At 74.1% G+C, this 12,979-nt stretch carries 13 protein-coding genes; 9 read left to right on the top strand and 4 right to left on the bottom strand.

Annotated features, from left to right (window positions below; translation table 11 throughout):
• The first annotated feature begins 290 nt into the window (after window positions 1-290).
• The gene (locus ACFVGO_RS01325; protein ID WP_380356004.1) at window positions 291-1,973 is read left to right on the top strand and encodes a protease pro-enzyme activation domain-containing protein; all 1,683 of its coding nucleotides are present in this window, start codon (window positions 291-293) and stop codon (window positions 1,971-1,973) included.
• A 130-nt stretch (window positions 1,974-2,103) separates the two neighbouring features.
• Here ACFVGO_RS01325 and ACFVGO_RS01320 read toward each other — a convergent pair whose 3' ends face one another.
• Window positions 2,104-2,991 (bottom strand): lysozyme, encoded by an 888-nt coding sequence (locus ACFVGO_RS01320; RefSeq protein ID WP_359911074.1) that lies wholly within the window; start codon window positions 2,989-2,991, stop codon window positions 2,104-2,106.
• A gap of 346 nt (window positions 2,992-3,337) precedes the next feature.
• Between ACFVGO_RS01320 and ACFVGO_RS01315 the strand changes: the two genes are divergently transcribed.
• From ACFVGO_RS01315 to ACFVGO_RS01305, 3 genes are all read left to right on the top strand, one after another.
• Entirely contained in the window at window positions 3,338-3,907 is a 570-nt protein-coding gene (locus ACFVGO_RS01315; protein WP_359911071.1) for a GNAT family N-acetyltransferase, read from the top strand.
• 267 nt (window positions 3,908-4,174) lie between these two features.
• Window positions 4,175-5,914 (top strand): cellulose synthase catalytic subunit, encoded by a 1,740-nt coding sequence (locus ACFVGO_RS01310; RefSeq protein ID WP_359911068.1) that lies wholly within the window; start codon window positions 4,175-4,177, stop codon window positions 5,912-5,914.
• A gap of 286 nt (window positions 5,915-6,200) precedes the next feature.
• Window positions 6,201-8,315, top strand: a complete 2,115-nt coding sequence (locus ACFVGO_RS01305) for an acyltransferase family protein (protein WP_359911065.1) — start codon at window positions 6,201-6,203, stop codon at window positions 8,313-8,315.
• 98 nt (window positions 8,316-8,413) lie between these two features.
• Here the strand turns inward: ACFVGO_RS01305 and ACFVGO_RS01300 are convergent, their stop codons facing one another.
• The gene (locus ACFVGO_RS01300; protein WP_380630548.1) at window positions 8,414-8,881 is read right to left on the bottom strand and encodes a hypothetical protein; all 468 of its coding nucleotides are present in this window, start codon (window positions 8,879-8,881) and stop codon (window positions 8,414-8,416) included.
• 271 nt (window positions 8,882-9,152) lie between these two features.
• Between ACFVGO_RS01300 and ACFVGO_RS01295 the strand changes: the two genes are divergently transcribed.
• The 4 genes from ACFVGO_RS01295 to ACFVGO_RS01280 all read left to right on the top strand — a co-directional run bounded on the left by ACFVGO_RS01295 (window position 9,153) and on the right by ACFVGO_RS01280 (window position 11,393).
• On the top strand, window positions 9,153-9,383 hold the full coding sequence (locus tag ACFVGO_RS01295) for a hypothetical protein (RefSeq protein WP_359911059.1): 231 nt from the start codon (window positions 9,153-9,155) through the stop codon (window positions 9,381-9,383).
• Between the two features lie 169 nt (window positions 9,384-9,552).
• Entirely contained in the window at window positions 9,553-10,062 is a 510-nt protein-coding gene (locus ACFVGO_RS01290) for a hypothetical protein (RefSeq protein ID WP_380630546.1), read from the top strand.
• Complete coding sequence (locus tag ACFVGO_RS01285) at window positions 10,059-10,664, top strand: class I SAM-dependent methyltransferase (protein ID WP_380630544.1); 606 nt, start codon at window positions 10,059-10,061, stop codon at window positions 10,662-10,664. The genes ACFVGO_RS01290 and ACFVGO_RS01285 overlap by 4 nt, the downstream gene beginning before the upstream one ends.
• A 306-nt stretch (window positions 10,665-10,970) precedes the next feature.
• On the top strand, window positions 10,971-11,393 hold the full coding sequence (locus tag ACFVGO_RS01280; protein WP_380630543.1) for a hypothetical protein: 423 nt from the start codon (window positions 10,971-10,973) through the stop codon (window positions 11,391-11,393).
• On the opposite strand, the gene ACFVGO_RS01275 is transcribed toward ACFVGO_RS01280, so the two are convergent.
• Both ACFVGO_RS01275 and ACFVGO_RS01270 read right to left on the bottom strand, forming a co-directional pair.
• Window positions 11,374-11,658, bottom strand: coding sequence for a hypothetical protein (locus tag ACFVGO_RS01275; protein ID WP_380630541.1), 285 nt, complete (start codon window positions 11,656-11,658; stop codon window positions 11,374-11,376). The genes ACFVGO_RS01280 and ACFVGO_RS01275 overlap by 20 nt on opposite strands.
• Window positions 11,655-11,828 (bottom strand): hypothetical protein, encoded by a 174-nt coding sequence (locus tag ACFVGO_RS01270; RefSeq protein WP_380630539.1) that lies wholly within the window; start codon window positions 11,826-11,828, stop codon window positions 11,655-11,657. The genes ACFVGO_RS01275 and ACFVGO_RS01270 overlap by 4 nt, the downstream gene beginning before the upstream one ends.
• A 127-nt stretch (window positions 11,829-11,955) precedes the next feature.
• On the opposite strand from ACFVGO_RS01270, the gene ACFVGO_RS01265 reads away from it, so the two are divergent.
• Complete coding sequence (locus tag ACFVGO_RS01265; RefSeq protein ID WP_359911047.1) at window positions 11,956-12,702, top strand: HAD-IA family hydrolase; 747 nt, start codon at window positions 11,956-11,958, stop codon at window positions 12,700-12,702.
• Window positions 12,703-12,979: the final 277 nt, after the last annotated feature.

Below are 12,979 nucleotides of genomic sequence, written 5' to 3'. Positions count from 1 at the left end.
GAGTGGAAGAAGGGGGGGAGGGGGGGGAGGGGGGTCCGTTGACCCCCCCCCTTGTTTCGGGCGTCTCCCGGCGCCCGTCGGCGTCCTGTCGCGTTCCTGTTCGCGTCCACGTCGCGTCCACGTCGCGTCCCCCGGCGGCTCCCGGCGTCCCCTCGGCATCCCTTGACGGCGCCGGGGGCCGGGAGGACGCTGTACGTGTACGACATAAGCGTGTGCCGTACACGGACAGTCGAAAGCACACGACCAAGAGTCGCGAGGCTCCCGGCGCTGACCCGACCGCTGGAGCGATCATGTCGACCAACCACTACGTGGCGCTGCCGGACAGCTCCCGCGTTCCGCTCGACGGAGCGCGGGTCATCGGACCGGCCGACCCACGGGCACCCCTGACCGTCACCGTCTACCTGCGGCGCGACCCCGACGCGCCCCCGCGGCCGGACCTGTACGAGCTGGCGCTCCAGCCGCCGACCCGCCGGACCGTCCCCACCGACGACGAGTACGCCGCCGTCCACCGCTGGCGCGACACCGACCTGAAGGCCGTCGAGACCTTCGCCGCCGAGCACCGCCTCGCCGTCTCCAACGAGAACCCGCTGGCCCGCAGCGTCCAGCTGACCGGCACCACCGGGGACGTCGCGGACGCCTTCCGGGTCACCCTGGCCCGCTACCGCTACCAGGACGCCCGCGACAACCCCCGCGTCTACCGCGGCCGCGAGGGCGCCGTCCACGTCCCCGAGGAGCTGAGCGGCGTCATCACCGGCGTGTTCGGCCTGGACGACCGGCCGATCGGCGCCAACCTGCTGATCCACCGGACGGACGTCAGCCTCCCGATCACGGCGAAGGCCGTACCGGCCCTGCCGACGGGCGTCTTCTTCCCGCACCAGCTCGCGAAGCCGTACACCTACCCGGCCGGTCTCGACGGCACCGGCCAGTGCGTCGCCGTCCTCGCCTTCAACGGCGAGACCTCGCCCGGTGTGCCCTCCGGCGGCTACTCGCCGGACGCGCTGAGCACGTACTTCACCGCACTGGGGCTGCCCGTGCCGGACATCACCAACGTGGTGATCCAGAACGTCGGATCCCCCGGCAACGACCCGGGCCCGGGCGACGCCACCGCGGACCCGTTCGACAGCACCGACGAGATCATGCTCGACCTCGCGGTGGTCGGCTCCCTCGCACCCGGGGCGAAGATCGTCGTCTACTTCAGCAAGTTCACCGAACAGGGCTGGACCGATCTGGTCAACCAGATCGCGACCGACACCGTCAACCGGCCCGCGGTGATCTCCAGCAGCTACGGCAACACCGAGGACGGGGGCCCGCGTTGGACCCCCGCGGGCGTCGCCAACGTCGACGGCGTCTTCATCAACGCCGGTACCAAGGACATCAGCATCTGCTGCGCCTCGGGCGACGACGGCTCCCGGGACGTCCACTTCGGCGAGCGCGCCCACGCCGACTTCCCCGCGTCCAGCCCGCACGTGCTCGGCGTCGGCGGCACCCACCTGGTGGTCCAGGGCGGCGCGGTCGACCAGGAGATCGTCTGGGACGACGGACCGGGAGCGCGGACCGGGGGCGGCATCAGCAGGATGTTCCCGGTGCCCCCGTACCAGGTCGGCCTCGCCATGCCGGTCGCCGCGAACCCGCCGCACGTGCAGGGCCGGGGCGTGCCCGACGTGGCCGCGGTCGCCTCCCGGAACACCGGCGTGGTCGTCCCGAACGTGGACGGCGTGCACGTCGACCTGGTCGGCGGCACCAGCGCGTCGGCCCCGATGTGGGCCGCCCTGCTGGCCCGGATCAACCAGGGGCTCGGCCACCGGGTCGGCTTCCTCAACCCGCTGCTGTACGCGCACTTCGCGACCGGCGTCCTGCGGGACATCACCGTCGGCAGCAACGGGGCGTACCCCTCCGGGCCCGGCTGGGACCCCTGCACCGGCCTCGGCAGCCCGGGCGGCCAGCGGCTGCTGGACGGCCTCAAGGCCCTGTGAACCCCCGTCGGTCCGACACCGGCCGGTGCGGGACGCGCTGCGGCGCCCCGCACCGGCGCGGGTGCGCCGGCGGTCAAGCCGTCAAGCCGTCAAGCCGTCAAGGCCCTCAAGGCCGTCAAGCCGTCGGCCGTCAGCCCAGGGCGAGGGCGCGGAGGCGGTCGGCCGCGCCGTTGAAGTAGTTCTGGTCACCGGGGAAGGTGCCGGAGTCGGCGAACTGCCAGAAGGTCTGGTAGCCCCAGCCGTTCGGCAGGGTGCCGACGGAGGAGGCGTAGCGGGCTATCCAGAGCGGGTTGGTGGTGCCGAAGCCGCCGTTGTTGCCGGTGCACTGGCTCCACCAGTTGGTGGTGGTGTAGATGGTGGGGTAGCGGCCGGTGCGGGAGTGCACGGTGTTGCTGAAGTCCCGGATCCAGCTGACCATGGCGCTCTGGCTGAGGCCGTAGCAGGTGGCGCCGTAGGGGTTGTACTCGATGTCCAGCGCGGGCGGCAGGGTCTTGCCGTCGGCGGACCAGCCGCCGCCGTGGCTGACGAAGTAGTTGGCCTGGGTGGCGCCGGAGGAGGCGTTCGGCAGCGCGAAGTGGTAGGCGCCGCGGACCAGCCCGGCGTTGTAGGAGCCGTTGTACTGCTGGGCGAAGGACGGGTTGGTGTAGCCGGTGCCCTCGGTGGCCTTGACGTAGGCGAACCTGGCGCCGTTGGCGGCCACCGAGGACCAGTTGACGTTGCCCTGGTAGCTGGAGACGTCCAGCCCCGGGGTCTGGGTGGCGGCGAGGGAGGCGAGCGGGGCGGCGGCGCCGCGGCCCTCGCGGGCGGCGACGGTGGAGCCGGCGAAGTCCTGCTCGGGGTGGAAGCCGGGGCGGCCTTCGGCGACGGGGGCGACAGGGGCGGGTTCGGCCGCGTACGCGGGGGCGGCCACGCCGGCGACCAGGGCGGTCGCGGCGGCGAGGGCGGCGAGTGCGGGCAGACGGCGGCGGGCCGGTCTGTCGGTGCCGGTGGTGCGGGCGGAGCGGGAAGAGCGGGGCATGGGCACTCCTCTGGTCCGAGCATGGGGAGGGTCGAAATGACCCGGTTCGGCCGGGGCCTGACCGGCCGTACCGCAGAGTAGCCATGTACCTGGCACCGCCACCAGGCATCTTTTTTCACATGGTGAACGCACGTCAGATGTGCCGGAACACCGCGACCGGCAACCGGCGTTGCCGGTTCTGCCGGTCCGGTCGGCCGGGGAGCGGGGGTGGAACCGGGGAGGGGAACGGGCCGCGGTCGGCACCGGAGGGGCTCCGGGGCGGCTCCGGGGGCGCCCGGCGCGCTGTGGCACGATGCCCGCGGGCCGGCCACCACGGGCGGCCCCGCACGTGAGGAGAGGACCAGCCATGACCGAGACCGCCACCGATTCCGCCCGGCCCGACGGGGAGCCCGTGTTCCGGCCCGCCACGCCCGCCGACGTCCCGGCGCTGGTCGCCCTGGTCGAGTCCGCCTACCGGGGCGACTCCAGCCGGGCCGGCTGGACCACCGAGGCGGACCTGCTGGACGGCCGGCGCACCAATCCGGAGGCCGTCACGGAGGCCGTGGGCCACTCCGATGGCCTGGTGCTGCTGGCCGAGCGGGACGGCGAGCTGCTCGCCTGCTGCCAGCTGGAACAGCGCGGCGAGCGGGCGTACTTCGGGATGTTCTCGGTGCGCCCGGGTCTCCAGGGCGGCGGGATCGGCCGGGCCGTGCTGGCCGAGGCGGAGCGGCTGGCCGTCGAGCGGTGGGGCGTCGGCGCGATGGAGATGACGGTGATCGAGCAGCGCGCCGAACTGATCGCCTGGTACGAGCGGCGCGGCTACCGGCGCACCGGGGATTTCAGCCCGTTCCCGTACGGTGACGAGCGCTTCGGCATCCCGCTCCGGCCGGACCTCCGGTTCGCCCACCTCGTCAAGGACTTGAAGGCGGATTCCTGACGGAATGGACGTCCGTGTACGGAAGTTGACGGCTGCGGCGGTGCTGGAGCCGTGACCGGCCGGGGAGTTGACGACTCCCGGAACGGCTCCGGCTCGGGGTCCGGTTCAGTTCCGCTGGACCGGATCTCCGCAGGTGACGCACGGTCAAGTCACTGAGCTGGGGCGATGCGGAGATGTCATACCTCGTTCATTATTGGTCTAGGCCAATGTGAGAAGCTGAGCGCGAACGGCCACGCTCCGTCCGCTGCCCAGGGGGGCCATTTCCGCATGCCCGTACTCCATGGCACCGCCATGCCCGCATCCGACACCGGTCCGCGCCGGACACCCGCGGACCCGGACGACCACCGCCTGCCCAGCCCGCCCGACGACGAGGAGCTCTACTGGTACTTCGGTCCGCAGCGCCGCTGGGTGCTGCTCTGCGCCACCCTCTCCTACGCGGGAGCCACCGCCACGCTCGGCCTGTTCGCCCTCAGCAAGCCGCTGCTCTGGCCCTTCCTGGTGCTCACCGTGCTCAACGCGGCCACCTGGCTGCTCTCGCTCACCGACGGCCAGCGCGCCCGGCGCTTCACCCGCGACTCCCACGACCTGCTGCTGCGCGCCTGGAACCCCGACCGGGCCCCGAGCGTCGACCTGCTGCTGCCGACCGCCGGTGAACCACTGGCCGTCCTCGACAACGCCTACCGGCACACCGCGGCCGTCCAGTGGCCCGGCGAGCTGACCGTGCTGGTCCTCGACGACGCCGGCCGCCCCGAGGTGCGCCGACTCGCCGAGTCCTACGGCTTCCGGTACCACGCCCGGCCCGACCGGGGCCGGTTCAAGAAGGCCGGCAACCTCAACCACGGCCTGGCCGAGGGCACCGGAGAGATCGTCGCCGTCCTGGACGCCGACTTCTGCCCCCGCCCCGACTTCCTGCACCACCTGGTGCCCTACCTCGACAACCCCGAGGTCGGCATCGTGCAGAGCCCGCAGTGCTTCGACACGGACGCCGACATGTCCTGGCTCGAACGCGCCGCGGGAGCCACCCAGGAGATCTTCTACCGCTGGATCCAGCCCTCCCGGGACGCGCAGGACGGCACCGTCTGCTGCGGCACCAACGCCCTCTACCGCCGCGCCGCGCTGAAGCGGATCGGCGGCTTCGCCGAGATCGACCACAGCGAGGACCTCTACACCGGCCTCGCCCTCGCCCGCGCCGGATGGGCCACCCGCTACGTCCCCGCGCTGGTCGCCAAGGGCATGTCGCCCACCGGCCTGCCCGCCTTCATCAGCCAGCAGTACCGCTGGTGCCTCGGCTCCCTGGCCCTGGTCCGCGACCCGGACTTCCGCAAGGGGCCGCTCCCGCGGTCCGCCCGGCTCTGCTTCTGGAACGGCATCCTCGGCTACGTCACCAGCGCCGTGAACGTCTTCGCCGTGCCGCTGCCCGCCCTGATCATGCTGTTCTTCCGGCCCGAGGAGATCCAGCCCTGGCAGGTGCTGCCGTTCCTGCCGCCGATCTGGGTCGCCCTGGTGCTGCTGCCCGCGATGTCCCGCACCCGCTGGCGCTTCGAGGTCACCCGGGTCCAACTCCTCGGCGGGCTCTGCCACGTGGTCGCCATCGTGCACGCGCTGCGCCGCCGCTCCGCCGACTGGGTGCCCACCGGCGCCGTGTCCGGCGGCAGCTCGCTCGCCCGTGCCGTCGCCCGGATCGGGGTCGGCTGGCTCGGCTTCGTCGTCCTCGCGGGCGCCGCCGGACTGGTCCGGGCCGCGCTGCTGCACGGCTGGCGGCCGTACTGGGCGCTCGCCGGGCTGCTCGCACTCACCGCCTACACCATGATCCCGCTGATCCGGGAGCTGCGGCCGCTGCTCAACGGCACCGGCGGCGGCAAGGGAGCCGCCGTCGGCGAGGTCGCCGCGCCCGCACCGGGCCGCTCCGACCTCGGGTTCGGACGGGCCGAGGCCGTCGCCGTCACCGCCGTGCTGCTGCTGTGCGGGCTGCTGGCCTCCGGCTGGGCCGACCCGCTGATCTTCTGACAGACCGTCACATCACTGCTGTCCCACCGAGTTTCCTTGCGCGTCGCCCCACCGGCGCGGACACCGCCCGGCCGCCCCATCGGCCCGGCGGGCCCGACAAACCGCTGCCAGCCCTGCAAGGAGCACCGCCGTGTCAACGGCCGTACCATCCGCCTCAGCCTCGTCCTCCTCATCCGCCTCAGCCTCGGCCTCATCCGCCTCGGCCTCATCCGCCTCGGCCTCGTCGCCGCCGGCCGCGCCCGCCGCGACCGACACACCCACCGACCTGCTGCCCGGCGTCGTCCGGGTGGGCCGGGAACCCGCCGCCCCGCAGGGCGCCGCCGTCGCCGAGAGCGGGCAGACCCGCCGGCGCACCGCCTTCCGCCCCGACATCGAGGGGCTGCGCGGCGTCGCCGTGCTCTCCGTCCTCGCCTTCCACTCCGCCGTCCCGGGCCTGACCGGCGGCTTCGTCGGCGTCGACGTCTTCTTCGTCGTCTCCGGCTTCCTGATCACCGGCCTGCTCGTCGGACGCCCGCTCGGCCTGTGGGACTTCGCCGCCCGCCGCGCCCGGCGCATCCTGCCCGCCGCCGCCACCGTGCTGGTCGCCACCGCCGTCGCCGGCGGCGCCCTGCTCGACCCGCTGCGCGGCACCGACCTCGCCCGCGACCTGATCGCCTCCGCCGGCCAGTTCGCCAACTGGCGCTTCGTCGGCGAGCAGACCGACTACCTGGCCGCCGAACGCGACCCCAGCCCGCTGCAGCACTTCTGGTCGCTGGGCGTGGAGAACCAGTTCTACCTGCTCTGGGGCGTGCTGCTGCTCGGCCTCGCCCGCTACCTCCACGGGCGCCGCCGCACCCTGGCGATCACCCTCGCCACGGTGGCCGTCGGCGGGGTCTCGCTCGCGCTCTGCCTGCGCTGGACGGCCACCTCCGCGCCGCTCGCCTACTTCTCCACCGGCAGCCGGCTCTGGGAGTTCGCGGCCGGCGCCTGCGCGGCGCTGGCGGGCCCGGCGCTGGCCGCCCGCGCCGAGCGCCGTCCGGTGGTGCGGACGCTGCGGGTGCTCGGTTGGCTCGGCCTCGCCGCCGTGCTCACGCCGGTGTTCCTGTACGACCGCAACACACCCTTCCCCGGCACCGCCGCGCTGCTGCCCGTCCTCGGCACCGCCGCCGTCCTGCTCGCCGGGCACGGCACCCCCGGCGCCGCCGACGCCGGACGGCTGCTCGCCGCCCGCCCGCTGCGCGCCGCCGGACGGCTCTCGTACGCCTGGTACCTCTGGCACTGGCCGGTGCTGACCATCGCCCAGGCCCGCTACGGCCCGCTGCCCTGGACCACCCTGCTCGCGCTCACCGCCGCCGCCGCGCTGCCCGCCTGGCTCACCCTGCGGCTGGTCGAACAGCCGCTGCGCTACGGCAGCAGCCCCGCCCCCCGGCGCGGGCTCGCGGTCGGCGCCAGCGCCCTGGTCATCCCGCTGATCGCCGCGCTCACCCTCGGCGGCGGCACCGTGCGGGCTCTCGGCGACCCCTCCGCCGGGCCCGTGGCGGCCCCCGCCGGAGCCGCCGACGGCCCGAGCCTGCTCGCCCCCGGCGCCCGGGTGCTCACCCTGACGCCGTCGCTGGCCCGGGCCCGGGAGGACTTCCCGCCCGGCAAGGGCTGCGAGATCCCGCTCAACGCCGACAGCAGCCCGCGCTGCCTCTTCGGCGCCGAGGACAGCCCCGACCGGATCGTGCTGCTCGGCGACTCCCACGCCGGGCAGTGGATCTCCGCCGGCCTCGCCCTGGCCGAGCAGCGGCACTGGGCCCTGGAGGTCCTGGTCAAGCCCGGCTGCCCGCTGGCCACCCTCACCGTGCGCAACAACGTGCTCGGCCGCACCTTCGACGAGTGCGACCGCTGGCGCGAGAACACCCTCACCCGGCTGACCTCCGGCCCCAAGCCGCGCCTGGTCCTGATGGCGGGGCTCAACCGGTACGGCAGCCAGGAGGAGCGCGCCGAGGGCTGGACCCGCACCCTGGACCGGCTCACCGCGCTCGGCGCCCCGCTCGCCTACCTCGGCGACACCCCGATGCCCGGCAAGGACATCCCGACCTGCCTGGCCGCCTCCGACGGGCGCTCGGACGCCTGCTTCTTCCCCCGCGACACCGCCTTCGAGCCCGACCCGGTGCTGGACGGCGGGCTCGCCGCCCGGTACGGGGTGCGGACCCTCGACCTCGGCCCGCTGCTCTGCCCCGGCGCCGGGCCCTCCTGCCCGGCGGTGCTGGAGGGCGTGGTGCTGTACCGGGACACCGGGCACATCACCGACACCCTGGCGCGGGTACTGGCGCCCCGGCTGGACAAGGGACTGCTGGGGACGGCGGGAGCCCCGGGCGCACCGGCCGGTTCTGCCGTGCCGACCGGATCGACCGCGTCGACCGGCCCCACCGGGTAGGCCGGCCCGACCGGTTCGGTTGTTCCGACCGGCCCGACCGGCCCGACCGGTTCGGCCGCGTCCACGGCTCCGGGGCCGCCCTCGGCTCAGCCGCGGATTCAGCCGTAGATGCTGTGGCAGAGCCGGGCCGACTCCGACCCGGCCGGCCAGTGGCCCGCCCGCTCGGCCTGGTCGCAGATGCTGTTCCGGCCCCCGCCCGCCCCGGCACCCGCCGGGGTGGGCGCGGCCGACTGGCCGCGGGCCGGAGCCGGGGCGTGCGGGCTGTGCCCCGGCTTGGGGTGCGCGCTCGCCGAGGCGTGCGCGGCGTCCGTCGTCGCACCGGCCCCCGGCCCGGGCGCGGCCGCCGTCGTACCCGGCCCGCCCACTGCGATCACCGTGCCCGGGGTGGGCGGCGGCAGCGGGGACGGTGCCGGCACGGCCGGTGACGGGGAGACCGGCAGCAACTGCGCCGTCGGGTCCGAGGCGGAGGGCGAGGCGTCCGGCAGCGCCGCCACGCTCAGCTCGTCACCCGCCCCCGGCCCGCACATCACCAGGACGGAGGCCAGCACGGCGCCCGTCCCGACCATCGCGGCCGTCCAGGCCCTGCGTGACAGACGCCTCGGCGGCGGCGTGGCGGTGGACCACGGCGGTAGCGGATCCGTCGGGACCGGCGGCGGCTGCCAAGCGTTCTGCGGCCACTGCCACTGTCCTCCGGTGGGCTGCCCAGTCATGTGCTCGTCCTTCCAGCGGCCCCCCTCAGAACCTTTCCGTGCTCAACGAGCGCGCCGACGCCGGGACATGACCCGGAAGAGGGGTCTGGACGGGCGTTGATTGCCACCGCGCCACATGCTGGGGGGCATGGAGACCAACAGCACGTCCAAACCCCTCGTCGAAGTGGCCGAGTTCCGGACCGACAGCCGCTACCGCCTCATCCACTTCGAGGGCCACGGCTGGGAACCGCTCGCACAGGAGGAGTTCGAGCCGCGCGTCCACCAGCTCTTCCCGGACCTCGACCCGCGCGACCCGCAACGGGTCCACTGGGCCGACCGTCCCTGGGAGTGGCCCGCCTGGCACCCGGGCGAAGCCTGAACGCACCGCCCGAACGCACGGGTCGGGCGAGCCGGGCGGGTTCCGGGCGGTCCGGAGGGGTCCGGAGCGGTCCGGTATGTCCCGGCCTGAACGGATGTGGCGCGGTGCGGTGCGACCCGAACCGCCCGGTGCAGGAGTGACGGCCCCGTTCCTTCGTTACGCTGAGCGGGTGAGAGCGGATCACTTCTGGCACCGCCTGCCGGGCCGGGCCGCGGGCACCTGCTCGCCGGAGCAACTCGGCGAACTCGTGCCCCGCGACCGCGACGTCCGGTACGACCGGCTGGCCGCCGCCGGCCTCGCCCTCGGCGTGCGGCGCACCGCCGTCCTGATGGAACTCGCGCTCACCGAGAACGGCCTGCATCCCGACCCGGCCGCCCGACTGCCCGTCTACGGCGGCGGCCGGCACCAGCCGGACGGCGCACTGCCGGACGGTGCCGTGCCCGTGCTACGCCCCGAACAGGTCGCGGCGGCCTCCGCGTTCCTGCGCGACTCGGCGCTCGGCGAACTCGTCCGCCAGCAGAACAGCGTGCTCGCCCGTACGGCCGTGCACCTCGGCTACCCGACGCCGTGGTCCGAGGCCTGGGCGACGCTCGTCGTCCACGACCTGCGCGAGCTGCGGGACTTCTTCGCCCGCGCGGCCGCCGCCGGGGACGCGGTAGCCGTCCGGGAGGCGGAGTGAACGCGCCCGCGGGGACCGCCGGGTACGGTGCGGCGGCCGAGCAACTCGCCGTCCAGTACGAGAGCGTGAGCTTCACCGAGGTGCACCGCGAGCTGCACCACCTGTACCCGGCCCCGCCCGCGTCCGTCCTGGACGTCGGCGCCGGCACCGGCCGCGACGCCGCCGCCCTCGCCGCCCTCGGCCACCGGGTGGTCGCGGCCGAGCCGACCCCCGAACTCCGGGCCGTCGGAGAGCGGTTGCACGCCGGCTCGGACGTGCGCTGGGTCGCCGACGCGCTGCCCGAACTGCCCGCGCTCGTCGCCGAGGGCGCGAGCTACGACCTCGTCCTGCTCACCGCCGTCTGGATGCACCTCGCCCCCGCCGAGCGCCCACCCGCGATGGCCGCCCTCACCCGCCTCCTCGCCCCCGCGGGCCGGCTCGCCCTCACCGTCCGCCACGGCCCCGTCCCGCCGGGCCGCCACATGTTCGACCTCCCGGACGAGACCACCGTCACCCTCGCCGCCGACTGCGGGCTGCGCCTCCTCCACCGCGCCACCCGCGCGGACCTGCACGGCCGGGGCGAGGTCCACTGGACGCTGCTGCTCTTCGAACGGGAGGCGTAGCCGCTCGGTCCGGGTCGGCAGTGGCGGTGGGCGGGAGACCCCTCCTCGGTGAGGTGCGCCGACGCCTCGGGTGGCTCGGCCCCGTCCCGTACGGCCGGCAGGTACCGGCCCGGCGGACCGTTTCGCCGGTCGGCCCGGGGCGTGTTCCCCGGCGGCGGAGGAGGGCCGCTACGGCGATCGACGGTCGGCGGGGGCGTCCGTTCGGCGCAGCTTCGTCCGGCGGTGGCCGGAGGCCGTTGTCAGGCGGCACGGGCGACCGGTAGACGGGAGGCTCCGAGCGCCGATCCTCCGAGTACCGGGAGTGCCGTGAACGCCCTGAGACTGCTCGCCGTGCCCGCCGCCGCCCTCGCCCTGACACTGAGCGCCGCGACCGCCGCCCCCGCCGCACCGGCGGCGGCTCCCAACCCCGCGCCCGCCACCGTCACCATTTCCGGTGCGGACGGCGGAACGACCGTCCAGGCGCACGTGGGGGACACCGTGCAGGTGGAGATCCTCGCCGTGCGCGACTACACGGTGACCTGGTACTGGTACGCCCTGGGCACCCCGACGCCCGCCCTGCTCTCGCAGACGGCGGGCAGCGCCGAGCCCAACGGCGACTCCCACGGCACCTTCTCGGTGACAGCCGCCGGGACGGCCGCCATCACCGCGATCGGCCGCTGCGTGCCGGACCGCGGCGCGGTCTGCCCGCCGTGGGTCATCAACTGGAAGGTCACCGTCCAGGTCTCCTGACCGGACCCCGGACGCACCGCCGCCCCGGGCACCGACGACGGCGCTCGGGGCGGCGGGACCATGCCCAGACCCTGGGACCGCCGCCCCGCACGAGCGGGAGGCAAGCAACCGCCCCCTGGCCGGGGATGCCGTCCGCAGCGCTGCCGCTGCAGCCGCACTTGCGCCACCATTTCGTGTACGACCGGTGGTCGGCCCCGGTCCACTGCGGGCCGGAGCTGTACGCGCTGCACTCCTCCGCGACCAGGCGGCGCCCCAGGGCGGTCACGAGGGGCGAGCGAGCACGGTCGCCGCCAGCGGCTCCCGGTCGCCGTAGCGGCGCCGGCCACCGCCCTGCGGCCGAGTCGGCGCCTCCGGCACCACCAACTGGATCAGCTCCCACAACTCGTCCGGGACGAGCCGCTCCACGATCGTCGCGAGAGCAGCCTTCAGGCCCACATGAGATGTCTTCTCGGGGCCGCGTCACGCTCGGCAGCGCCCGACAGCTTCGGTCCGGGCAGTGCGGCGATGTCGGCCGTCCCGTCACGCACGGGTGAAGGTCCGGCACATCCGGGCAGGAGCAGGAATGCAGCTGTCCGATGAACGGTTCGAGCTGATCGGTGCCAGCTGGTGGCGGTACGATCCGCGGGGATGTACCGGTCCGTCGCGGCCGCCGGAAAGGAATGATGCCGTGAAGAAATTCATCCTCTTCGATCATGACGGTGTCCTGGTCGACACCGAGTTCTGGTATTTCAGATCCGCGGAACGCGCCCTGGCGGAGGCCGGTTTCACGCTGGACAAGGATCAGTACCTCCGGGACATGGCCCTGGGGGCGGGCTCTTGGGTCCAGGCCAGGGCGGCCGGCATCGACGACCTGACCCTCACCCGGGTTCGCGAGGCCCGTGACGGCTACTACCAGGAGTACTTGCGGACCGAGGCCATCGAGATCGACCGCGTCGTCGACACTCTCGCCGAACTGTCGAGGTTTGCCCGGATGGCCATCGTGACGACCTCGAAGCGGGCCGACTTCGACATCATCCACGAGAAGCGTCGGATCAGGCAGTTCATGGACTTCGTCCTTGTGCGCGAGGACTACGAACTCGCCAAGCCGAACCCGGAACCGTACCTGGCCGGGCTGAAGCGCTTCGGCGCCTCCACGCAGGAGACCCTGGTCGTGGAGGATTCAGCCAGGGGACTGGCCTCGGCGGTGGCCGCCGGCATCGACTGCGCCGTCGTCCACAACGAGTTCACGAAGGCGGACGACTTCTCCCGGGCAACTTACCGGATCGACAGCCTGAGCGAATTGAAGGAAATCCTTCTCATGGAAAGCTGACGCCCCTTTGGCGCGGAGCCCGCAGCGGGTGCACCGGGTGAGGGCCGACAGCCGGCGGACGAGTGATCGCCGTGCCTACCTGCCTCCGTGGCCCCTGCGCGGAACCGGACGGGACGTGCGCGGGACAGTGTGACGGCCGCGCATCGGCGTGGCATCGATGGCTGTTGGAGTTGTGGGTGCGTCGTGGCGGGGGGGGGAGAGAAAAAACGAACCCCCCAAGCCCGAGGCCGCGTCTTCTCGGCTCCCCCCACACCCAAGGAGGCGACGAAGCCAGCTC

The organism is Kitasatospora sp. NPDC057738, assembly GCF_042798815.1.
Classification (GTDB): Bacteria; Actinomycetota; Actinomycetes; order Streptomycetales; family Streptomycetaceae; genus Kitasatospora; species Kitasatospora lactacystinica.
The sequence above is the reverse complement of the archived record's forward strand: the minus strand, read 5'-3'. Positions and strand labels throughout refer to the sequence as shown.

What these genes read in the sequence shown, in the direction of transcription:
- ACFVGO_RS01325 (WP_380356004.1), top strand. Translation starts at nt 291, where the DNA reads ATGTCGACCAACCACTACGTGGCGCTGCCGGACAGCTCCCGCGTTCCG.
- ACFVGO_RS01320 (WP_359911074.1), bottom strand. Translation starts at nt 2,991, where the DNA reads ATGCCCCGCTCTTCCCGCTCCGCCCGCACCACCGGCACCGACAGACCG.
- ACFVGO_RS01315 (WP_359911071.1), top strand. Translation starts at nt 3,338, where the DNA reads ATGACCGAGACCGCCACCGATTCCGCCCGGCCCGACGGGGAGCCCGTG.
- ACFVGO_RS01310 (WP_359911068.1), top strand. Translation starts at nt 4,175, where the DNA reads ATGCCCGTACTCCATGGCACCGCCATGCCCGCATCCGACACCGGTCCG.
- ACFVGO_RS01300 (WP_380630548.1), bottom strand. Translation starts at nt 8,881, where the DNA reads ATGGTCGGGACGGGCGCCGTGCTGGCCTCCGTCCTGGTGATGTGCGGG.
- ACFVGO_RS01295 (WP_359911059.1), top strand. Translation starts at nt 9,153, where the DNA reads ATGGAGACCAACAGCACGTCCAAACCCCTCGTCGAAGTGGCCGAGTTC.
- ACFVGO_RS01265 (WP_359911047.1), top strand. Translation starts at nt 11,956, where the DNA reads ATGCAGCTGTCCGATGAACGGTTCGAGCTGATCGGTGCCAGCTGGTGG.